The organism is Streptomyces sp. NPDC091649 (assembly GCF_044756785.1).
Taxonomy (GTDB): domain Bacteria; phylum Actinomycetota; class Actinomycetes; order Streptomycetales; family Streptomycetaceae; genus Streptomyces.
Genome location: NZ_JBIVTR010000002.1, coordinates 453,529 through 474,434 on the forward strand (window position 1 = coordinate 453,529; position 20,906 = coordinate 474,434).

Here is a 20,906-nt window from a genome sequence, read left to right on the forward strand (position 1 = left end):
CTGTTGTGCTGCCCCACACGGGTCAGCGGCCGAAACTCTCGCCACACCTTCACGGAACGTGACCATGGGCTGGTCCAGCCACCCAACGCAACAGATCCGCACAGAAATGATCAGGCCCGGGCAAAGCGGAATGGCTGCCCCCGCTCCGTCGCGGACCCGTGCGGTGGCCCGGACCGGACGGCGAGCTGGAACGGCCGACGCGGCACCCTCTATGCTTCACCACGCTTTCCCGCGTGGAACGGGCCCTTCAACGGGACCGCCACCCGGTGCCTGTCCGACCCCACCAGTTCACGACGACCTTCACAGCGGGAGCGAGCGGTGAGCGGAACCTCCGAAGGGCCGAGCGCCCCGGCAGGCACGGCCCCGGGCGCGCCCTCCGCGCCGGTCACGGAGCGTCATGCGGCGGCGGTGGACCCGCCGCCCGCGGCCCCGGACCCCCCGGCTCCGGACCGGATGGCACCGGACCCGGCGTCCCCGGCTCCGGCCCCCTGGGGCGGCCCCACCGCCGCCGAGCTGCGCGACTACCGGGCCGCCTTCAACGCCGCCACGCTGCCCATGGGCGTCGTCGACGGCCGGGGCCATGTCGTACGCGCCAACGAGGCGCTCGGCGGGCTGCTGGGCGCCCCGGTGGCCGTCCTCGCCGGGCGGCAGGCGTGCGAGCTCCTCGACCTGGCCTCCGACGACCGCACCTGGCACGCCTATCGCGAGGTGCTGCTGGGCCGCCGTTCGCGGTTCCGCTGCACGCGCCGCCTCAAGCACCCCGACGGGCACTCCCTGTGGGCCGAGATCACCGTCGTGCCGATGACCGGCGCCTCGGCGTCCGAGCCCGCCCGGGTCCTGCTGACGGTCGCGGACGTCAGCGACCGGCGCGAGCTCCAGGAACGGCTGCGCCACCTCCAGATGCACGACCCGGTCACCCGGCTGCCCAACCGGACGCTGTTCTTCGAGCGCCTCGCCTCGGCGCTGGAGATCCCGCCGTACCAGGACGATTCCCTGCCGCCCCGGCAGCACGCCCGGATCGGGCTCTGCTATCTGGACCTGGACGGCTTCAAGGCGATCAACGACACCCTGGGGCACCGGACCGGGGACCGGCTGCTGGCCGCCGTCGCCGCGCGGCTCACCGACTGCGCCGAGAGCGACGCCTCCTCCAACCCCGGCGGCAGCCGGCTCGTGGCACGCCTGGGCGGCGACGAGTTCGCGATCCTGGTCGAGGACTCGGCCGGCACGCGGGAGCTCACCGAGCTGGCCCGCTCGGTCCTCGCCGCGCTCCAGCAGCCCTTCGACCTCGCCGGGCAGCGGCTCTCGGTCTCCGCGTCGATCGGGGTGGTCGAGCGGGCCGCGGCGGGCACCTCGCCCACCGGGCTGATGCAGGCCGCCGACACCACGCTGTACTGGGCGAAGGCGGACGGCAAGGCCCGCTGGACCCTGTTCGACCCCGAGCGCAACGCCCACCGCATGACCCGGCAGTCCCTCTCCTCCACCCTGCGGCCCGCCGTGGAGCGCGGTGAGTTCACGCTGGAGTACCAGCCGCTGGTCGGGATGGCGGACGGGGTGCTGCGCGGCGTCGAGGCGCTGGTGCGCTGGAACCATCCGCAGTTCGGCGTGCTGCCGCCGAATCGGTTCGTCCAGATCGCCGAGGAGGACGGTTCGATCGTCCAGCTCGGCCGGTGGGTGCTGCGCACCGCGTGCCGGCAGGCGCGGCGCTGGCAGCTGGACCACCCGGACGAGCCGCCGCTGTTCATCAGCGTCAACGTCGCCGTACGCCAGGTCTGGGACTCCGACCTGGTCGCCGACGTGGCGCAGATCCTGGCCGAGACGGCACTCGCGCCCGCGCTGCTCCAGCTGGAGCTGACGGAGTCGGCGGTGATGGGGTCGGGCGGCCGGCCGCTGCGGGCGCTCCAGGCGCTGAGCGACATGGGCGTACGGATCGCCATCGACGACTTCGGGACCGGGTACTCGAACCTCGCCTACCTCAGCCGGCTGCCCGTCTCCGTACTGAAGCTGGACGGGGCGTTCGTGAAGGGCTTCCGGTACGAGGACGGTACGCATCCGAGCCCGGCCGACGAGACGATCGTGGAGGCCATGGTGCAGCTGGCGCACCGCCTGGGCCTGACCGTCACCGCGGAGTGCGTGGAGACGGCCGGGCAGGCGGAACGGCTGCGCCGGATCGGGTGTGACACCGGTCAGGGGTGGCTGTACTCCCGGGCCGTGGCGCCGGAGCAGATCGCCGGACTGATCGGGTCCCGGCCGCTGGAGGGGTGACGCCCTGCCGCCCGCCGGAGCCCGGCAGGCGGCGGTCCGACGGCCGGCCCTACGGGGCCGCGGGCAGGCCGTAGGCGTCCGCGATCAGCTCGTAGCTGCGCAGCCGCGCCTCGCCGCCGTGCGCGTTGGCGGTGATCATCAGCTCGTCGGCTCCGGTGCGCTCGGCCAGGTCGTCGAGGCCGCTCCGGACCGTCTCGGCGGTGCCGTGGACGACGTTGGCGAGCCAGCCGTCGACGAACTCCCGCTCCATCGGGGAGAAGTCGTACGCCGCCGCCTCCTCCGGGCTCGGGATCAGCCCCGGGCGGCCGGTGCGCAGCCGGACCATGGACAGGGCGCCGGTCAGCACCTGGCGGCGCGCCTCGCGCTCGTCGTCGGCGGCCAGCGCCGAGACCCCGATCAGGGCGTACGGGGCGTCCAGCAGGGCGGAGGGCCGGAAGGACTCGCGGTACAGGTCGAGCGCGGGAATGGTGTTCTGCGCCGAGAAGTGGTGCGCGAAGGCGAACGGCAGCCCGAGCGTCCCGGCCAGCCGTGCGCTGAATCCGGAGGAGCCCAGCAGCCAGACGGGCGGGCGGTGGGCGGACTGGACGCCGCCGGGGGAGGTCGCCTGGACCGGACCCGGCACGGCGTGGATACGGGCGTACGGGTGCCCGTCGGGGAAGTCGTCGTCCAGGAAGCGGATCAGCTCGGCGAGCTGCTGCGGGAAGTCTTCCGCGCCCTCGTTGAGCCGGTCGCTGCGCCGCAGGGCCGCCGCCGTCGCCCCGTCGGTGCCGGGGGCCCGGCCGAGGCCGAGGTCGACCCGGCCCGGGGCCATGGCCTCCAGGGTGCCGAACTGTTCGGCGATCACGAGCGGCGCGTGGTTGGGCAGCATCACGCCGCCGGAACCGAGCCGGATGCGCTCGGTGTGGGCGGCGATGTGCGCCAGGATCACGGCCGGGGAGGACGAGGCGACCCCGGGCATGGAGTGGTGCTCGGCCACCCAGAAGCGGTGGAAGCCGCGGCTCTCGGTGAGCTTGGCGATGTCCACGCTGGTGCGCAGGGCCTGGGTCGCGGTGCGGCCCTGCCCCACGGTGACCAGATCGAGGACGGACAGCGGAACGGTGGCCGTTCCGGCCGCGACGCCCCGGATCCCGTCCTCGTCGGCCGCTCCGCCCCTCTGTTCGCTGCGGGTCTCGTCGCCTCGGATCTCGTCCACGTGTCGGCCTCTCCCGGTGCTGCTGTCGTACGTCTGCGTATCGGAAGGTTCTAACAGGAGGACGACTCCGCTTATTCCCCGGGGGTCGGCGCCGAGTCACCCGGGCCGGCCGGCGGGCGCTACTCCCGCACCTCGATGCCCTTCGGCTCCAGCGACCTCAGCACCGGCTCGCGCGTGGCGAACAGGGTGCCGAGGGCGGGGGCCCAGGTCCGGCGGTCGGTGAGGCGCAGCCCTTCCCACACCGTGACCTGGTTCGCCGTGAGGACGGGTTTGGCGAGCAGCTCCTCCAGCTCGGGGACGTACGCGGCGGTGTGCAGGGAGGTGTCCGGGATCAGCACCGCCTCGGCGTCCGGATGGTCGGCCTCCTGTGCCAGCCGCTTCACCTGATCGGGGGTCCAGGACCCGGCCTCGGCCGACGAGGCGGCCCCGCCGGACGCGGCGGCCACCACCTCGACGCCCGCCGCAGCCAGGAACTCCGCGAAGAGCCCGGTGACGTCCTCGGGGTAGGGGGCGGCGACCGCGACCCGGCCGGCCCCCAGCTCCCGCACGGCGTGGCCGAAGCCGATGGAGGTACTGGAGGCGGGCAGGCCGGCGGTCCGGGCGAGCGTGGCGATCTGCTCGTGGGCGCCCTCCCAGCCCAGCCCGAAGCTCCCGGCGCTGGACGCCCAGAGCAGCGCCTCGGCCCCGGCGAGGCGCAGCTCCTCGACACCCTCGGCGAGCCGGGCGGCGGCGCCCTGCTCGCGCAGCGCGTCGGCGCGGTAGGCGTCCTCGCCGGTCCCGGTGGAGAACAGGGGCAGCCGGATGTCGGTGTCGAGCAGGATCTCGGTCCGTGGGAAGTCGTCCTCGGCGGCGTTGCCCGGGTAGAGAAGTCCTACGGTCGTCATGTCCACCCTCCAGTGCGTCGACGGGTCGCCGTCGGGCGGGCGGCCCCGCTACGGGATCGGTCGCCGCGCGGCGGGTCCCGCGAGGGGATCCCGGCGGCCGTCGAGAGGCTCCGGCGGCCATGACCGCGCGACCGGTCACTCCTGCCCCGGCTTGTTCCCAGTATTCCCCCAGCGGGCCCGCGGCGTCGGGCGCACGGCCGGGCGTCGTTGACGGAGGCGGGCCCTGCTGCGAGCGTGGGCGGTCCCACCGCCGTTCCCCGTGTCCGCACCGCTGCCGGAGGGCCGACCCGCGATGCCCCGCCCCGTCCTGCTCGTCCTCGACGCCGAGCCGCCCCCGCGCCTGGGCCGGCTGACGGGCCGGGCGGACGTGCGGTACGCGGACGCCGCCACGCTCGCCGAGCGGCTTCCGGCCGCCGATGTGCTGCTGGTGTGGGACACCGCGTCCGACGCGGTACGGAAGACCTGGCCGGGTCCCGGGCCGCGGCCGCGGTGGGTGCACACGGCGAGCGCGGGCGTGGACCGGCTGCTCTGCCCGGAGCTGGTCGCCTCCGACACCGTCCTCACCAACGCGCGGGGCGTCTTCGAGCGGCCGGTCGCCGAGTACGTGGCGGGGGTGGTGCTGGCATGCGCCAAGGACCTCCCCGGCACTCTGGAGGCCCAGCGGCTGCGGCACTGGCGCCACCGGGAGGTGCCGCGGGTCGCCGGATCGCGCGCGGTCGTGGTCGGCGCGGGGCCGGTCGGCCGGGAGGTCACCCGGCTGCTGCACGGTCTGGGGGTCACGGTGGCGCTGGTGGGCCGGACCGCACGGCGCACCATTCACGGGGCGGCGGATCTGGACCGGCTGGCGGCGCGGGCGGACTGGGTGATCGCGGCGGCCCCGCTGACCGACGCGACGCGCGGGATGTTCGACAGCCGGTTCTTCGGCCTGCTCCAGCCGTCGGCGCGGTTCGTCAACGTGGGGCACGCGGCGACCGTGGTCGAGGCCGACCTCGTGGACGCGCTGGACCGCCGCTGGCTCGCGGGCGCCGCGCTCGACGTGTTCGAGGACGAACCGCTGGGCCCGGAGAGCCCGTTGTGGGGGGTTCCGGGTCTGCTGGTCTCGCCGCACCTGAGCGGGGCCGCGGTGGGCCGGCACGACCGGCTGAGCGAGCAGTTCGTCGAGCTGTACGAACAGCGAGCGCGGGGCGAGCCGTTGCCGAACGTGGTCGACAAGGAACGCGGATACGTCCCGTCCCCCGACCTCTCCGAGGACACCGGCCGGCCCGCCGGCCCGGACCGGCGGGTCAACGGGTCAGCGGAGCCGCCCGGGTGACGAACGCCTCGATCGCCCCCCTCGCCGCGGCGTCCAGCGCGTCCCGCCCGTCCCGGTCCCGCGCGGTCGAGATGTCGCGCGTACACCGGTACGCCTCGTCGGCGGCGCGGACCACCTCCTGGTCGTCCGTGAGCAGCTTGACCCGGTAGAGCGTGTTCCGGGCCGCCGTCCGCAGCCGGTGCGCCTCGTCGCGCGCCTCGATGAAGGCTTCTCCCCCGGGGTCCTGCTGCATCCGGTACCAGCGGCCGGCCTGGCCGTGGCGGTAGTCCTCCGTGGCCGCGGCGAACGCACCGTAGGTGGCCGTACGCTCCTGCCGGAGCGCTTCGGACCGGGCGAACCGCTCACTGCGCACGGCCGCGAGGCGCTGGAAGAGGTGCGTGACCACAGCGCCCATGAGCGTGCCGCCGACCGCCACGACGCTTGTCCATATGGATCCCATGGCAGCAGCTGATCACAGAAGCGGCTGACGTGCTGTCATAAACCTGCCACGGACGGGGAATACGCTCCGCACATCCCTGGTCGCACTGCGCTCCCCTCCGGGCACGGGAAGGTCACCTTCCGGCCACTGTTGGGTTACATGACCCCGGCTCCCTGCATAGACGTACGGGATCGGGCAGGGGGTCACTCTGTCCGGACTGTTCGACCTCCAGGAGATTGCGAACCATGGCTGAATTCCCGAACCTGTCCCGCCGGGGTTTCCTCAACGGATCGGCGGCCGTGGGCGGCCTCCTCGTCGTTCCCGGCCTGCTCACCGCGTGCAGCAAGACCGACTCCGACTCCGCGACCGGCGAGGGCGCCCTGGACAAGCTCCGCAAGCAGGGCTTCGTACGGGTGGCGTACGCCAACGAGGCCCCCTACGGGTACCTGGAGGGCAACGAGCTCAAGGGCGAGGCCCCGACGCTGCACCGCGAGATCTTCAAGGCGCTCGGCGTGGACGAGCTGAAGCCGACGCTCTCCGAGTGGGACGGGCTGATCCCGGGTCTCCAGGCCGGGAAGTACGACGTGGTCAGCGCGGGCATGGCCATCACCCCGGAGCGCTGCGCCAACGCGATCTTCTCCGAACCGGAGTTCATCTCGCCGACCGCGCTCATGGTGAAGAAGGGCAACCCGAAGAAGCTCACCGACCTGGCCTCCGTGAAGGAGTCGGGGATCACCGTCGGCGTCATGTCGGGCGCGGTGGAGGGCTCGTACGCCAAGGGCGCGGGCATACCCGAGGACAGGATCAAGACGCTCCAGAAGCCGCAGGACGGGGCCGACGCCGTCAAGGGCGGCCGGATCGACGCCTTCCTGCTCACCGGCATCTCGCTGCGCTGGCTGGCGAAGACCAACCAGGACACCGAGGTCACCGAGGCGTTCGTGCCGAAGCTGGACGGCAAGGAGCAGTTCTCGCCCGGCGGCGCGGTGTTCCGCAAGGGCAACGAGGACCTGCGGGACTCCTTCAACCGCGAGCTGAAGAAGATCGTGTCGGACCGCTCCCGCTATGTGCAGCTGCTGGAGCCGTACGGGTTCGGGGAGACGGAGATCCCGCCCGCCGATCTGAAGACCGCGGAACTGTGCAAGGGCTGACGGGGCGGGCGGGCGCGCACGCATGAATGACTTCTTCTCCACATTCGTGGATGAACTACCCCAGATCCGTGCGGCTCTGCGGGTGACGCTGCAGGCCACGGCCCTCGGTGCGCTGCTGGCTCTCGTCCTGGCCTTCGCGCTCGGTCTGATGGCGGGCAGCCGGCTGCTCCTGGCGCGCGGGGTCTCCCGGGTGGTCGTGGAGTTCTTCCGGGGCACTTCCCTCTACGTCCAGCTGTTCTGGCTCTACTACGCGATGCCGCAGCTGACGGGCTACGAACTCGCCCCCATGGTCTGCGGGGTGGTCGCGTTCGGCCTCAACTTCGGTGCCTACGGCGCCGAAGTGGTGCGCGGAGCCATCAACTCCGTACCGCGCGGGCAGTACGAGGCGGCGATCGCACTCAACCTGAGTCCCGCCCGTCGGCTGTGGAAGGTGATCCTGCCGCAGGCATGGGTCCAGATGATCCCGTCCTTCACGAACCTGCTGATCCAGCTGCTGAAGGCGACCCCGCTGTTGTGGCTGATCTCGGTCGCCGATCTGATGACGGTGATCCAGCAGCTGCGTGACCGTACCGGTGAGACCCTCACCGCCTATCTGACCCTGCTGGCCGTCTACTTCGTGCTGGCGTACGCCCTGACGACGCTGATGAACTCCCTCGAACGGACCGCCAAGCGGCGGCTCGGTCTGGACACCGGCGCGAAGGGCCCGTTCAAGGGCCGCAAGGTGACCACAACCGCTGCCGGAGGTGCCGGGTGAACGGCTTCGACTGGAACGCCGCCGGCGAGGTCCTGCCTCTCCTGCTGGAAGGATTCCGGGTCACCCTGCTCGCCACCGTGCTGGGCACCGCGGTGGCGGCGGTGCTCGGACTGGCCATCGCGGTGGCCGGGCGGGCCCCCAGCAAGTTCGTGACGGTCCCGGTGCGGCTCGTCATGGAATTCGTCCGCTCCACTCCGCTGCTCGTGCAACTGGTCGGCGCCGCAGCCCTGTTCACTTCGGTCGAGCCGCTGACCATCGGCATCGTGGTACTGGGCGTCCACTACGCCGCGTACACCTCCGAGGTCTACCGGGCCGGGATCGACGGTGTGCCGAAGGGGCAGTGGGAGGCGTGCCGCGCGCTGTCGCTCTCACCCCGGCGGACCTGGCAGGCCGTGATCCTGCCGCAGGCGGTGCGCAACGTGCTGCCCGCGCTCGGCAACTACGCGATCTCCATGTTCAAGGAGACCCCGTTCCTCGCCGTGATCACGGTGCACGAGATGGTCTACGAGGCCCGGCAGTACGGTGCCGAGAACTTCGGGTACTACACCGAGGCGTTCACCCTCGCCGGCCTGATCTTCCTGGTCGCGAGCTACCCCACGTCGCTGTTGATGAGAAAGCTGGAGAAGCGCCTTGGCCACTGAACCCCTCCCCCTGAAGAAGACGGCGTCGCCGGGGCCGGCCGGAGCCCCCGAGGACGCCGCACCGGCCACCGGGAGCACGGGCGAGCCGCTGGTGCGCTTCGACAAGGTGGTGAAGCGCTACGGCGACCATGTGGTCCTGGACGAGCTGGACTTCACCGTGGACCGCGGTGAGCACGTCACCCTGATCGGGCCCAGCGGCTCGGGCAAGACCACGATCCTGCGGCTGCTGATGACCCTGGAGAAGATCAGCGGCGGGGTCATCTGGGTCGACGGCGCCCCGCTGACCCACGTCCGCACCCCGAACGGTTCGCTGAAACCCGCGGGCGAGAAGCAGCTGCGCGAGTCCCGGAAGAAGATCGGGATGGTCTTCCAGCAGTTCAACCTCTTCCCGAACATGAAGGTGATCGAGAACATCACCGAGGCCCCCGTCAGCGTGCTCGGCAAGAGCCGCGAGGAGGCGGAGGCCCGGGCCCGGGAGCTGCTGGACCTGGTGGGGCTCTCCGCGAAGGTCGACGCCCACCCCTCCCAGCTCTCCGGCGGCCAGCAGCAGCGGGTCGCCATCGCCCGCGCCCTGGCGATGGAGCCGGAGATCCTGCTCCTGGACGAGGTGACCTCGGCGCTCGACCCCGAGCTGGTGGCGGGCGTGCTGGAGCTGCTGGGTGACATCGCCCGGAACACCGACATCACCATGCTCTGTGTGACCCACGAGATGAACTTCGCCCGGGACGTCTCGGAGAAGGTGCTGATGTTCGACGCGGGACGGGTCGTGGAGTCCGGATCCCCGGAGAAAATCTTTTCCGACCCGTCACACGAACGTACGCGCGAGTTCCTCAACGCGGTGCTGTGACCTCGCGGTTGAGAGTCCGCTCATGACCCTGGCATATGCCAGGCGGGTGCGCCCCAGATGACGGCCCCGGGGCGCACCCACTGACTCGTCGACTGCCTCCCCGTGCGGGCGTTTCGGCGGCTATCGTGGGGCGAAAGCTTGCGGTCACAACCTGGTAGGGGGAAACCGTGGCGTTGAAGCCCGAGCCGACCGCGCCGTTCCCTTCGGTGCAGTACGCCCTGCGCGTGCTCGAAACGGTCTCCGAGCACGGCGACGGCGTGACCGACGCCCAGATCTCCCGCGAGACGGGGCTGCCGGCCGGCCACCTCGCCTCCCTGCTCCTCACCCTGCGCCGCGAGGGCTACGTGGAGCAGATCAGCGACGGCGCGTACGTCATCGGCGCCTCGCTGCTGCTGCTCGGCTCCGGGGCGGCCCGCCGCCAGGCCCTGGAGGACCGCCTCCAGCACACCCTGGCCGAGCTGCGCGACTCCGTCGGCGCGGCGGTCTATCTCAGCCGCTATGTCGACGGCGAGGTCAGCGTGACGCAGGTCGCGGACGGACCGCTCACCCCGGCGGTCAACGAGTGGGTGGACTTCCGCTCCTCGGCGCACGCCAGCGCGGTCGGCAAGTGCCTGCTGGCCCAGCTCGACCACGACGGGCGGCGCGACCACATCTCCCGGCACCGGACCGCCCGGCTCACCTCGCGGACGATCACCAGCCAGAAGGTCCTCTTCTCCCAGCTGGACGCCCAGTCCGCCACGGTCCCGGTACTGGATCTCCAGGAGTACGCGGTGGGCACCGTCTGCGCGGCCGTACCGCTGACGGCCGGCTCCGCCGCGGGCTGCCTCGCCCTGTCACTGCCCATCGAGGACGCGCACCGGCTGCGGGCGGCGGCCGACACCCTGAGCCGCCGGGCGGCGCCGGTGCTGCTGTCGCTGGCGCTGTAGCGGCCGGGGCCGGTGCTCACCCGGCGTAGGCGTCGGCACAGGCGTCGGCAAAGGCGGGAGCGGACGGCCCCGGAGGGCGGGTCGCCGAGGGGTGTCATCAGCACCCTTCCGGACCAGGTATTATTTTCGAGTCAGCAGGCGCCGTTAGCTCAGTTGGTTAGAGCAGCTGACTCTTAATCAGCGGGTCCGGGGTTCGAGTCCCTGACGGCGCACGACACACAGTGGGCGGTCTCCTTCACGGAGACCGCCCACTGTGCTTTCCCGCACAAAGCTGATCAGGTCCATGGCCCGGTGCGGCTGAGGACGGCCGGGAGCCGCAGCGCCGGTCCGCAGCGGGGACTCAGGAGTGGTGTCGAGCGGTACGCCGGGCCGGTGGGCCCGCCACCTCGCGGCGGCGGGCCCACCGGGAGCGCCGCCCGTGCGGCGGCGCCCTCGACCACCCGGTGATGACTGAGCACGGTGGGGACGTGCCTCAGGGCGGACCGGTGGTCACCCCGTTGACGTCGTACGACTCCCGCGACGGCGCCGGTACTCCTCGTGGCACCGCGCGGCAGTCGGAGGTGCGTCAGAACTTGATGTCGGAGCAGGCGTAGAACGCGTTGGTGGTGTCCGCGACGTTCCAGACGGCGAGGACGATGTGCTTGCCGTTCTTCTGGGTCGGGATCGTCCCCTGGTGGCTCAGCGTGGCCGGCGGCTGCTGGTTCCCGTAGGGCACGGTCATGAAGGGCTGCGATTCGAGCGCGGCCCGGGTGAGCGGCTTGGTGGAGTCCCAGCCGTCCTTGGTGATGTAGTACCGGAAGTCGCTCGTGCGGTGACGGGCGGTGAACTGCCAGCGGAAGGTGTAGCCCTGCCCGCCGGTGACCTGGGTGGCGGGCCAGTTGCCGCCGCGCGGGTCGTCGAGCTGGGCGAACTGCCCGTTGCCGCCGGAGCAGATCTTGCCGTCCGCCGGTCCCGCCGCCGGGAAGCCCTTGGGCCCCTCGACGCTCTGCGGCTCCCACTGGATGTTGCCGCAACCGGTCACCGTGCCGTTGGCACACAGCTTCTGCCGGCTGATCGGGGAGTCCGTGTAGCCGTGGCTGCTGGCGCTGCTGGTCGCGAGCACCGAGACGCCCGCTATCGCCAGACCGATCACGGCCGCGCTTGCCTTTTTCCGCATTGCTGTCGCTCCTCTAGAACGTGGGGGAGGCTCCATGAGCACTGCTCGACCTGCTGCGCGCGCTTGATGCGTGGTGCTGTGCGTGATGCGTGGTGCTGTGCTTGATGCGGGTACTGCGGTCTAGACCAAGCCATAGATTATTGACGCGGCGTGAACATGTCCAGACCAATGAGCGTCATATTCCTACGGGCCTCCGGACCGTCGTCGGCCCCTCTCCGGCCCGCCGCCGGCACTCCCCGCGCGCTCCCCCGGCCGTTCAGGACCCGTCTCCCCCTCCGCTGCGACCGGTGTAGAAGGCGACCGTCAAGTCCTTGACCAGCGCCTTGCGTTCGTAGTCGTCGAGCTCGACGATCCCGCGCGTGGTGAGCCGGTTGACCGTGTCGTCGACCGCGTCCACCACCGAGGTGAGCACACTGTCCCGGTGCTTGGAGTCGATCGCGGCGATCCGCCGCCGCTGCATCGCCGCCGCGACCTCGGGGGCGTACTCGATGCCGGTCGGCTGCGCCGAGTACACCTCCACGCCCACGGGTTCGCAGTCCGCCTTCAGCATCCGGGTCAGCGCGTCGCCGACCGCCTCCGCGTCGCGCAGGCTCGGGGCGTCCTCGTGGAACGCGTCGGCGGGCAGTTGCGAGAGGACCCGGGCCATGGCGGCCTCGACCTGGGCGCTGAGATACGCCTCGTGGTCCTCGATGCCGAGAACGGCCCGGACCGTGTCCTTGATCCGCCACACCACGAGGACGACCACGCGCAGCGCGGTGCCGTTCGCGTCCACGGCGGGCAGCGGTTCGCTGCGCCAGTGCCGCAGCCGTACGTCGACGCGACGGCGCAGCAGCAGGGGCGAGACCCAGACGAGGCCGGTGCGCCGGACACTGCCCCGGTAGTCGCCGAACAGCGTCAGCACCCACGCGTACCCGACCCGGCCCCGCCCGAGGCCGCCGAGTGCGAGGAGCACCGCGGTGGCGAGGAGGGCGAGCAGCACCCCGGCACCGGCGCCGACGCCGAGGTCGGCCCGGGGGGTGAGGCCGAGGGCCGTCTGCCAGCCGGCCGGCAGCGCGCCCCGCCACCACAGGACGGCCAGCGCGCCGGTGATGCCGGCCGCGCCGGCGAGGAGGGCGGCGTAGCCGGACAGGGCGGGTCCGGGCCGTTCGGCGAGCCGGGCGTCGGGAGTCGGCGCGGGGCGGGTCGACGGCTGCATCCGCGTCTGCGGCGCACGCGGCACGGGCGGCCGCCGGGTGGCGGGCGCGCGGCCCCCGGCTGCGGGGCGGCGGGCGAGGGCCGCGGGCAGCGCCCCCGCTTCGGCCGGCTCCTGGTCGTCGCGGAAGAGGAGGTGCACGGGGATGGAGGCGGTGGTCTCGTTGGCGATGACGGCGTGGCGGCGGCCGGAGTTCGCGGACGTCGCGGAGGTCTCGGAGATCTCGGAGATCTCGGAGGTCCTGGAGGCCGCGGACGTCGCGGAGGCCCCGGAGGTCCCGGAAGCCGCGGACGTCACGGAGGACTGCGATGCGGGTACGGGCACCGGGACCGGCACGGAGAACGTGGCGGAGGCGGCCCGCTCGCCGGGGGCCAGGTCCAGGACGAGGTCCAGCTCGGTGTCGGGCCCCGGGTCGTCCACGGCTCCCCGCGCGGAAGTGTCCCCCCGGGGCCCGCGTCCGGCCGCGCCCTTGGGGGCCGCGTCCTGGGCGGAGCCCCGGTGCGCAGAGACCTTGGGGGCCGCGTTCCGGGGGTCGGAGCCCTTTACGGCCGCCGGTTCGGCCCCGTAGGAGGGGTGCGGGGTCCACTCCGCCGAGGATTCCGTCCTCGCCCGCCGGACGGGCCTCAGGTGGAGGTTCCCGTCGAGCGGCGGCACGGCTCGGACGGGCTCGGCGCGGTCGGGAACGGAGCGGCCGGCGGCAGCGCCGCCCGGGGCGGAGTCGCCGGCCGGGGAGCCGCCGGCAGCAGGGCGGACCGGAGTGGGGCTCAGCGGGGTGGAGACGACTGGGGCCGGGCGTTCGGCGGCGGCAGAGCCGTCACCGGCGGAGGCCGGGGGCGGGGCCGGGCTCGGGGTCGACGTCGACCTCGAAACGGCCGAGGTCGGGGTCGACGTCGAAACGGCCGGGGCCGGGGCCGGGGCCGAGCTCGGGGCCGAGGCCGGCAGTGAAGCCGGAGCGGGGGCCGGGGCCGAGGTCGAGGCCGGAGTGGGCGTCGGCGTCTGCGGCGGGCGGGCCGTGAGGCGGTCCGAAGCGGCGGGGCCGAGCTGCGGGCCCGCACTCGAAGGCCCCGGAGCCGCGGCGCGGGGTGGCGCGGGCGGCGCCCCGCCATCGGTCGAGGGCTGCGGTGCCTCGCCGCCCTCCGGCCTGAGCGGAAGCTCACCGGCCGGCGGCGGCGCCTGGTCCCCGATGGGGCCGAAGAGCGGCGGCGGAGCGCTGCCGCTCTTCGGCCGCGGCGCGTCCCGGTCCGCGCGGACGGCCGGCGGCGCCGAGGGCCCGGCGTCCGGCGGAGGAGGAGGCTCGTCGGCCGGGGGCGCGGGCTCCTTGGCCTCTTCCACGACGGGGCCGAAGAGCGGTGGCGGGCTCCCCTTTCCCAACGGGGCGAAGAGGGACGGCGGAAGCCGGTCGTCCAGGCTGTGGGGGTTGGGGGTGGAGGTCGTCCGGGGGGTCTGGTCGTCGTTGGGGGTCACCGGTTCCCGATTCCTTTCGGTCACGTCCGTCACGTCCGTCACGCGAAGAGCCGGCGCCAGGTCTCCGGCCCCGGGTATCCGTCGGCCGCCCCGCCGCGCCAGCCCTGGGCCCGCTGGAACGCCTCGACGTTGCGGCGGTCGGCTTCGGTCCAGCGCGGGCCGGGGCCCGACACGTAGTGCTTGCCGTATCCCTTCTTCACCAACTGTTTGCCGAGCCGGTCGACATGGCCGTTGGACTGACCCGGCTTGAAATAGCCGCGTCCGGGGAACGCCACGGCCGTATGGGGGCTGCCGCCCGCACCGGCGGCCGGAATGTCCCGGCCGCCGCCGGCGGTCAGCAGACGCCAGGTGTCCGGGCCCGGGATGCCGTCCGCCTCCTTGCCCTTCCAGCCCTGCGCCTGCTGGAACGCCTGGGTCGCACGCCGGTCCGCCGTGCCCCACACGGGCCCGGGGCCGACCGCGTAGAAGCGCTTGCCGCCCCGCTGGACCAGCAGCCGGCCGAGCTGGGTGACGTACTGGTTGTCGGCGCCCGGGCCGAACAGCCCCGCGCCCGGGAAAGCGGTGGAGGACCCGGAGCCGGGCGATCCACCGGTGACCCCTTTGTACCGGTAGGCCACATAGCGGTCGGAGTTGTTCCAGTACGCCAGGGGCGTCGACTGCTTCCGGGTGCGCGGGCGCGCCTGTTCATAGGCGACGTAGTGGGTGCGCGTGTAGTCGGTCCAGCCGCCGAAGATCGTGACGTGCGAGCCCTTCGACGGGTCGGCCGGGTTGTGGAAGAGGAGGATGTCGCCGGGCTGGAGGTCGTTGCGGGCGATCCGGGTCCCGTAGGCGGCGAGGCTGCCGGTCCACTCGTTGTTCCCGAGGTTCCAGGCCATCGACACATAACCGGAGCAGTCCTGCCGATAGCCGTCCGACCAGTACTTCTCCATGCTGTACGGGACCTTCGCGGTCACCCACTTCTTCGCCCGGTTGATGATGTCGGCCCGGGTCGTCGTGCGCGCGGCCGCCCCGGCGGACGGCGGGCCGGAGGCTCCGGCGCCCCGCAGCGGGCCCTGCTCGCCCTGCGGAGTGGAAGCCGATTCGGGGTCGGCGCCCCCGTCGGCGTGCGGCGGTCCGGAGGCGTGGCCTCCGGCGGCCGCCGCACCCGCGGCTCCGCAGGAGAGGACCACCCCGGCGGCCGTGGCCAGCACCAGGGCGCGCCGCGCGCCGTGCGCGGCGGGGTGGCCGCCGCTCCGCACCGGCAGCGCTCTCGCCGCGGAGCGCCGCCGCACGGCGCACCCCGCACACGCGCAGTCGATGGCGGGTTCGTACTCCTCGAAGGCCGGCACAGTCATGCGATTCCCCTCCGCACTCGTCATTCGTCAAGATCTTTGGGCGCAGCTGCAACGGGCGTCAGCGTTTTAACTCCCCTGACATGTCGCATTTTGACGGACCAATGAGAAAAAACGACCATCTGATGGGGCGTGGCGTTCGTTAAATGGTTCGGAGCACCCCTGGGAGTCGGGTAGAGTTCTTCAGGTCAGCAGGCGCCGTTAGCTCAGTTGGTTAGAGCAGCTGACTCTTAATCAGCGGGTCCGGGGTTCGAGTCCCTGACGGCGCACGCACAGTCAAGGCCCCCTCACTGCACGTGAGGGGGCCTTGATCATTCCCTGCCGCGCATCCGGCGACACCCGCCCGGTCGCTCACGTACGGAGACCGCGCGACTTCGCCGAGTCACCGCACGCCCGTCCGGACAGGACGGCCGGGCGAAGAGACCCCGACCCCGCCGCGCCGTTCCATCGCGGGATCCATACACCCGGGCCGCCGACCAGGTGCGGCAAATCCTCGAAATTCCCCGATGTCGAAGATCACTTGCCGACCACGGTGACAGCTCTGGACCCGATCGGTGACGCTGTGTCATTGTTCGACGCGCGATCTCGAACAAATACACGATTAGTGGGGGGCCCATCCATGCACAGACGTCAACACCCGTCCGCGGAGAGGTCCGGCCGAAGAGCCAGGGGGGCGCGGAGGCTGAGGGCGCTGGCCGTTCCGCTGTCCGTGCTGCTGCTGGCGGAGGTCGGCGTAACGGCCGGCGCCGCGGCGGCGGCCGACGGCGCGCAGGGCGGGAAGAGGTCCGGTACCGCGTCGGCACCCGTGCGGAACGGGGCCGCCGAGGCTCCGGACGAAAGGTCGGCACGCGCCGCCGCCGCTGCCCAGGAGCGCCAGATCGAGGTTCTCGGCGCACGTACCGAGAACACCACGCTCTGGGCCAATCCGGACGGCACCATGACGCAGGAGACCCACGCGGGCCCCGTCCGCTTCCGTGAGGGCGGCAAGTGGGTCGGCGTCGACGTCGACCTCGAAAGGGCCGAGGACGGTTCGGTGCGGGCCAAGAGCCACCCGCGCGGCCTCGAACTGGCCGGGCGCACCGGCTCCGCCGGAGGCGAGCTCGTGACCCTCGGCAGCGGGGCGCACCGGGTCAGCCTGGGCTGGCAGGGCGCACTGCCCGAGCCTGTGCTCAAGGGCAACAAGGCCACCTACGAGGACGTCCGGCCCGCCACCGACCTGGTGGTCGAGGCGACCAGGACAGGCTTCGAGCAGTACCTGGTGGTCAAGGACCGCTCGGCCGCCGGCGCGGCGGCCCGCGTCACCCTGCCGCTCACGGCCGAGGGCCTCGACGCGACACAGAACGCGGACCAGTCGGTCACCTTCACCGACACCCGTACGAAGAAGGCCGTGGGCAGGCTCCCCGCCCCGGTGATGTGGGACGCCTCGCGCAACGAGCAGGGCCTGGCGGCGACCAACCGCGCCGCCGTGGACCTGAAGGTCGCGGGGCAGGGCGACGACCTGGAGCTGCGGCTCGCTCCCGACCGCGATTTCCTCGCGGACAAGGACACGGAGTTCCCGGTCACCATCGACCCCGCCGTCTTCTTCGGCACCAACTTCGACACCGCCGTACGCGACGGTGTGACCGAGGATCTCTCCGCCTCCATCGACCTGCCCGTCGGCCGGGAGTACGGCAAGCAGGCGGCACGCTCCTTCGTGCACTTCCCGAGGGACTACGTCGTCTCGGGCAAGGAGATCCTCAACGCGGAACTGAACCTCTACGCGGTCTGGTCCGACTCGTGCGAGCCGAAGTCGTGGGAGCTCTGGGACACCGGTCTCACTTCGTCCGCCACGCGGTGGAGCAACCAGCCCGCCTGGCGTTCGCGGGTCGCCACCTCCACCGAAACCCTCGGCCACTCCCCCGCCTGCGGCTCCCAGTGGGTCCAGACCGACGTCACCGGCCTGGTGAGGGAATGGGCCAAGGCGGACCGCGCGGAGAACGCCATCGGCATACGCGCCACCGATGAGTCCGACACGACGGCGTACAAGATCTTCGCCTCCGGCGACGCGCCGAGCAACGGGCCGTCGATGCTGGTCACCTACGAGGTCCCGGCCGACCCGGTCAAGGACCACGTCACCTACTGGAACGACGTGCTCCAGGCGACCTACCGGCAGATCGGCGGCGCACCGGGGCCCCTGGCCCGGGCCGGCGCGATGATGCACGGCGCGATCTACGACGCGGCGAACTCCGCGCAGTGTGCCCGAGGGGCCGCCAAGTGCCTGGGGGATCCCTACCTCGTCAAGGTCGCCTCTCCCGGTGAGCTGCCGGACATCAACAGCGCCATCGACCACGCGGCGTTCGACGTCCTGCGGTCGGTCTACCCGCAGCTGAACTTCGATCAGGAACTCGCGGACGCCCGCGCCACGATCCCGGCCGGCGTCACCGGCGCCCAGCGCGCGGCGGGCACCTCCGTCGGCCAGCAGGCCGCCACGGCCATGATCCAGGACCGGCAGAACGACGGGGCGACCGGCAACACCGCCTACACGCCCAGCACCGCCCCCGGGCAGTGGCGTCCCACGGGCAGCGGCAGCGCCGCCACCCCGGGCTGGGGCCTGGTCAAGCCGTTCGGCCTGACGTCCGGCTCCCAGTTCCGGCCGAAGAGCCTCCCCACGCTCGCCGGCGGCACCGAGGTGCTCAAGAGCGCGGAGTACGCACGGCAGGTCAACGAGGTGAAGTCCCTCGGCAGGTCCGACTCGACGCAGCGCACGGCCGACCAGACCCGGGCCGCCCTCTTCTGGGCCAACGACCTGGACGGCACGTTCAAGCCGCCGGGCCAGCTGTTCGAGTTCACCCAGACCGTCTCGCGGGACCGCGGCCTGTCCGTCACCGCGAACGCCAAGCTGTTCGCGCTGACCGCCTTCTCCATGGCGGACGCCGGCATCGTCGCCTGGGACGCCAAGTACCGGACCGATCTCGACCTGTGGCGTCCGGAGTCCGCGATCCGGCTGGACGGCGACGGCAACGCGGCCACCACGGTCGACCCCAACTGGCAGCCGCTGTCGCAGGACCGCAACGGCCAGCACTTCTCCCCGCCCTTCCCCGCCTACGTCTCGGGGCACGCCACCTTCGGCGGCGCGTGGGCGAAGGCGATGGAGCAGTGGTTCGCCACCGATGACATCACCTTCACCGCGACGACCGAGGACCCGAACGCCGTCGGTGTGACACGGACGTTCAGCAGCTTCTCGGCCGCCGCGAACGAGAACGCCGTCGGCCGGGTGTGGCTCGGAGTGCACTACGACTGGGACGGCACCGAGGGCGTCTCCTCCGGGGCCGACGCCGCCGCCTACGTCGCGGCGAACAAGGTCAAGAGCAACACGGCCGCCACCTGGGTCGCGTACGAGACCCTGAAGAACCTCGGCGGCTGTGAGGCGCTGGGCAGGAAGCTGGTCGCCGAGCACCGGTGGTCCGCCTACCGGTGCGAGCGGGTCACCACCGCGAACACCGACCACGCGCTCTCCGTCAAGTAGCCCGCCCACTTCCAGGAAGAGACAGAAGCCATGCGTCTGTTGAAGAAGAAATCCGGTACGTGGTCACGGGCCGCGATCGCCCTGACGGCCGCCGTGGCCGTCGGAGCGGTGGCCGCTCCCTTCTCCATGGCCGACCCCCGGCCGAAGAGCCCGCAGGCAGCGCCCGCCGGTGACTCCGGTCAGCTCCTCGCGACCCCCGAGGTGCCGCGGGTATCCGACGGTTCCTACTCCGGCTTCCAGTTCTGCGGGATCCCGGACCGTGCCCCGCAGGTCACCACGGGCCGGCCGAGCCTCGCCGCGACCCTCGAATCCGTGGCGCCTCCCGGGTCCGTCGACACGCCCGACGAGGACCGGTCCGGCCGCAAGGTCGTCTTCGAGGTGACCGGGGCGGACGGCAAGCCGGTACTCACGAAGAAGGCCACCACCGAGGCCAGTCACACCGCCGTCTACCAGTTTCCCGAGGGGAGGCTCGGCAGCGGCGACTACCGCTGGAGGGTACGGGTCCAGGACGGCCCCGCCACTTCGCGGTGGACCGCGTGGTGTGACTTCTCCGTGCGTCTGACGGGTTAGCACCGGCGCCCCGCGACAGGGGCATCGGGAAAGAATGCGCAGGGCCCCGGGGGTCTTCCCGGGGCCCTGCGCCGCCCCGGCCGTGTGCTCCGCGGCCGGGTCGCACGCGGGCGTGCGGCCGGCCGGAGGCGTCGCCGGGGCGCGGTCGCCGACAGGTCTCGTTCGTCCTCGTTCCGTTGACAACCCTCCGGTCCACGGCAAATATGCCTCTTGAGCCCGGCCCACAGGCCGTTCCGGGTGTTCTCCCCTTCCCAGTGGCACGTTGCGAGGTGCCCTGCGTCGCCCCGGAGCCGATCGTTCGGCGGGCTTGCCTCCTGCTGACGAATCAAGACAGAGGAAACCCATGCTGCACAGCTTCACCCGGCGTGTGCCGGTGTCCATAGCCCTTGCCCTCGGGGCAGCGGTCGCGGCCACCGGCACCGCCGCCGCCACCGACGGCGGCGACGGATGGCGTGACAAGGACGCCTCCGGCTACACCCAGCCCCGGTCGCTGCCGGGCGGTGTCGACCCGGCCGAGACCGAGTGCGCCTTCCTGTCGGACGGCAAGCCGTGGACGGCCCGGCAGGGCCTGGCCGCCATCACCCCCGCCGCCGACGGCACCATCAGCCTCCAGGTGCGGGGGGACGGCGGCGGCTGCACCGTCTCGCTGGCCTCCTACCTCGCGCACGGCCCGACGTTCGCGACGTCGGGGCAGCAGGTGCTCGTCGGGTTCGACACCGTCAGCGTCGCGGACGGAGCGTCCGACACGCTCGCCATCCCCGTTCCCGACGCGGGCTGCTTCGCGCAGATCGACCTGTACAAGGGCAGCACCCGTTACGACGGCCAGGAAGGCGAGGGCCACGGCCCCGCCCCCAAGGGGCCGGACGGCGCGGTCATCGGTGACAAGCTGATCGCCGCGTGGAACGGGCCGGAGGGCGGCAAGGACTGCGTCACCGAGCCGTCTCCGGAGCCGAGTTCGCCCTCCCCGAGCCAGAGCACGTCCACGCCGCCGTCCCCCCGGGAGACGCCGTCCGCCACCCCCTCGGAGACGCGCTCCGCCACGCCTTCGGGCTCCCCGTCCGCGTCCGACGAGCCCGCCCCCACGCCGACGGCCTCCGAGTCGCAGCCCGCGGCCACCGGCGGTTCCGGTGACCTCGCCGAGACCGGCGGCGGCGACAGCACGGCTGCCGTCGCGGGCGGCGCGGCCGCCCTGCTCCTGGCCGGTGGCGGCGTGTTGTTCGCCATGCGCCGCCGCGGCGCCCGGCGCGACGCCTGACGCAGCCCGCTCCCGCTGCCTCGGCGAACGGCTTCGGCCGCCCGTCGAG

16 protein-coding genes and 2 tRNA genes are annotated in these 20,906 nt (G+C 72.5%); 12 read left to right on the forward strand and 6 right to left on the reverse strand.

The window, feature by feature from the left end:
• The first annotated feature begins 318 nt into the window (after positions 1-318).
• Positions 319-2,262, forward strand: a complete 1,944-nt coding sequence (locus tag ACIQMU_RS07295; protein WP_402688410.1) for a putative bifunctional diguanylate cyclase/phosphodiesterase — start codon at positions 319-321, stop codon at positions 2,260-2,262.
• A 49-nt stretch (positions 2,263-2,311) separates the two neighbouring features.
• On the opposite strand, the gene ACIQMU_RS07300 is transcribed toward ACIQMU_RS07295, so the two are convergent.
• Positions 2,312-3,454, reverse strand: a complete 1,143-nt coding sequence (locus tag ACIQMU_RS07300) for an LLM class flavin-dependent oxidoreductase (protein ID WP_352244033.1) — start codon at positions 3,452-3,454, stop codon at positions 2,312-2,314.
• A gap of 119 nt (positions 3,455-3,573) precedes the next feature.
• Positions 3,574-4,338, reverse strand: a complete 765-nt coding sequence (locus tag ACIQMU_RS07305; protein ID WP_352244034.1) for a decarboxylase — start codon at positions 4,336-4,338, stop codon at positions 3,574-3,576.
• Positions 4,339-4,630: 292 nt separating this feature from the next.
• Here ACIQMU_RS07305 and ACIQMU_RS07310 point away from each other — a divergent pair, with 292 nt between their 5' ends.
• On the forward strand, positions 4,631-5,650 hold the full coding sequence (locus tag ACIQMU_RS07310; RefSeq protein WP_352244035.1) for a D-2-hydroxyacid dehydrogenase: 1,020 nt from the start codon (positions 4,631-4,633) through the stop codon (positions 5,648-5,650).
• On the opposite strand, the gene ACIQMU_RS07315 is transcribed toward ACIQMU_RS07310, so the two are convergent.
• On the reverse strand, positions 5,622-6,089 hold the full coding sequence (locus tag ACIQMU_RS07315; protein WP_352244036.1) for a hypothetical protein: 468 nt from the start codon (positions 6,087-6,089) through the stop codon (positions 5,622-5,624). The genes ACIQMU_RS07310 and ACIQMU_RS07315 overlap by 29 nt on opposite strands.
• Before the next feature lie 224 nt (positions 6,090-6,313).
• On the opposite strand from ACIQMU_RS07315, the gene ehuB reads away from it, so the two are divergent.
• The 6 genes from ehuB (at position 6,314) to ACIQMU_RS07345 (ending at position 10,596) form a co-directional block, all read left to right on the forward strand.
• The gene (gene ehuB, locus ACIQMU_RS07320) at positions 6,314-7,216 is read left to right on the forward strand and encodes an ectoine/hydroxyectoine ABC transporter substrate-binding protein EhuB (RefSeq protein ID WP_352244037.1); all 903 of its coding nucleotides are present in this window, start codon (positions 6,314-6,316) and stop codon (positions 7,214-7,216) included.
• Positions 7,217-7,238: 22 nt separating this feature from the next.
• Positions 7,239-7,970: an ectoine/hydroxyectoine ABC transporter permease subunit EhuC gene (gene ehuC, locus ACIQMU_RS07325; RefSeq protein WP_352244038.1), complete on the forward strand. Its 732-nt coding sequence runs from the start codon at positions 7,239-7,241 to the stop codon at positions 7,968-7,970.
• The gene (gene ehuD, locus ACIQMU_RS07330; protein WP_352244039.1) at positions 7,967-8,611 is read left to right on the forward strand and encodes an ectoine/hydroxyectoine ABC transporter permease subunit EhuD; all 645 of its coding nucleotides are present in this window, start codon (positions 7,967-7,969) and stop codon (positions 8,609-8,611) included. Before ehuC ends, ehuD begins: the two co-directional genes overlap by 4 nt.
• A complete protein-coding gene (gene ehuA / locus ACIQMU_RS07335; protein WP_402688411.1) occupies positions 8,601-9,458 on the forward strand; it encodes an ectoine/hydroxyectoine ABC transporter ATP-binding protein EhuA in 858 nt (285 codons plus the stop codon). Before ehuD ends, ehuA begins: the two co-directional genes overlap by 11 nt.
• 167 nt (positions 9,459-9,625) lie before the next feature.
• Complete coding sequence (locus ACIQMU_RS07340) at positions 9,626-10,384, forward strand: IclR family transcriptional regulator C-terminal domain-containing protein (RefSeq protein ID WP_352244041.1); 759 nt, start codon at positions 9,626-9,628, stop codon at positions 10,382-10,384.
• A gap of 138 nt (positions 10,385-10,522) precedes the next feature.
• Positions 10,523-10,596, forward strand: a tRNA-Lys gene (locus ACIQMU_RS07345).
• A 353-nt stretch (positions 10,597-10,949) separates the two neighbouring features.
• Here ACIQMU_RS07345 and ACIQMU_RS07350 read toward each other — a convergent pair.
• The 3 genes from ACIQMU_RS07350 to ACIQMU_RS07360 form a co-directional block, all read right to left on the reverse strand.
• On the reverse strand, positions 10,950-11,540 hold the full coding sequence (locus ACIQMU_RS07350) for a lytic polysaccharide monooxygenase auxiliary activity family 9 protein (RefSeq protein ID WP_352241371.1): 591 nt from the start codon (positions 11,538-11,540) through the stop codon (positions 10,950-10,952).
• Positions 11,541-11,796: 256 nt separating this feature from the next.
• A complete protein-coding gene (locus ACIQMU_RS07355) occupies positions 11,797-13,152 on the reverse strand; it encodes an SPFH domain-containing protein (protein ID WP_402688412.1) in 1,356 nt (451 codons plus the stop codon).
• A gap of 1,082 nt (positions 13,153-14,234) precedes the next feature.
• A complete protein-coding gene (locus ACIQMU_RS07360) occupies positions 14,235-15,530 on the reverse strand; it encodes a peptidoglycan-binding protein (protein ID WP_352241369.1) in 1,296 nt (431 codons plus the stop codon).
• Between the two features lie 192 nt (positions 15,531-15,722).
• On the opposite strand from ACIQMU_RS07360, the gene ACIQMU_RS07365 reads away from it, so the two are divergent.
• The 4 genes from ACIQMU_RS07365 (at position 15,723) to ACIQMU_RS07380 (ending at position 20,857) form a co-directional block, all read left to right on the forward strand.
• A tRNA-Lys gene (locus ACIQMU_RS07365) sits at positions 15,723-15,796 on the forward strand.
• Positions 15,797-16,146: 350 nt separating this feature from the next.
• A complete protein-coding gene (locus ACIQMU_RS07370) occupies positions 16,147-19,032 on the forward strand; it encodes a DNRLRE domain-containing protein (RefSeq protein WP_352241368.1) in 2,886 nt (961 codons plus the stop codon).
• Positions 19,033-19,062: 30 nt separating this feature from the next.
• Positions 19,063-19,602, forward strand: coding sequence for a hypothetical protein (locus tag ACIQMU_RS07375; protein ID WP_352241367.1), 540 nt, complete (start codon positions 19,063-19,065; stop codon positions 19,600-19,602).
• Positions 19,603-19,945: 343 nt separating this feature from the next.
• Positions 19,946-20,857: an LAETG motif-containing sortase-dependent surface protein gene (locus ACIQMU_RS07380; RefSeq protein ID WP_352241366.1), complete on the forward strand. Its 912-nt coding sequence runs from the start codon at positions 19,946-19,948 to the stop codon at positions 20,855-20,857.
• Positions 20,858-20,906: the final 49 nt, after the last annotated feature.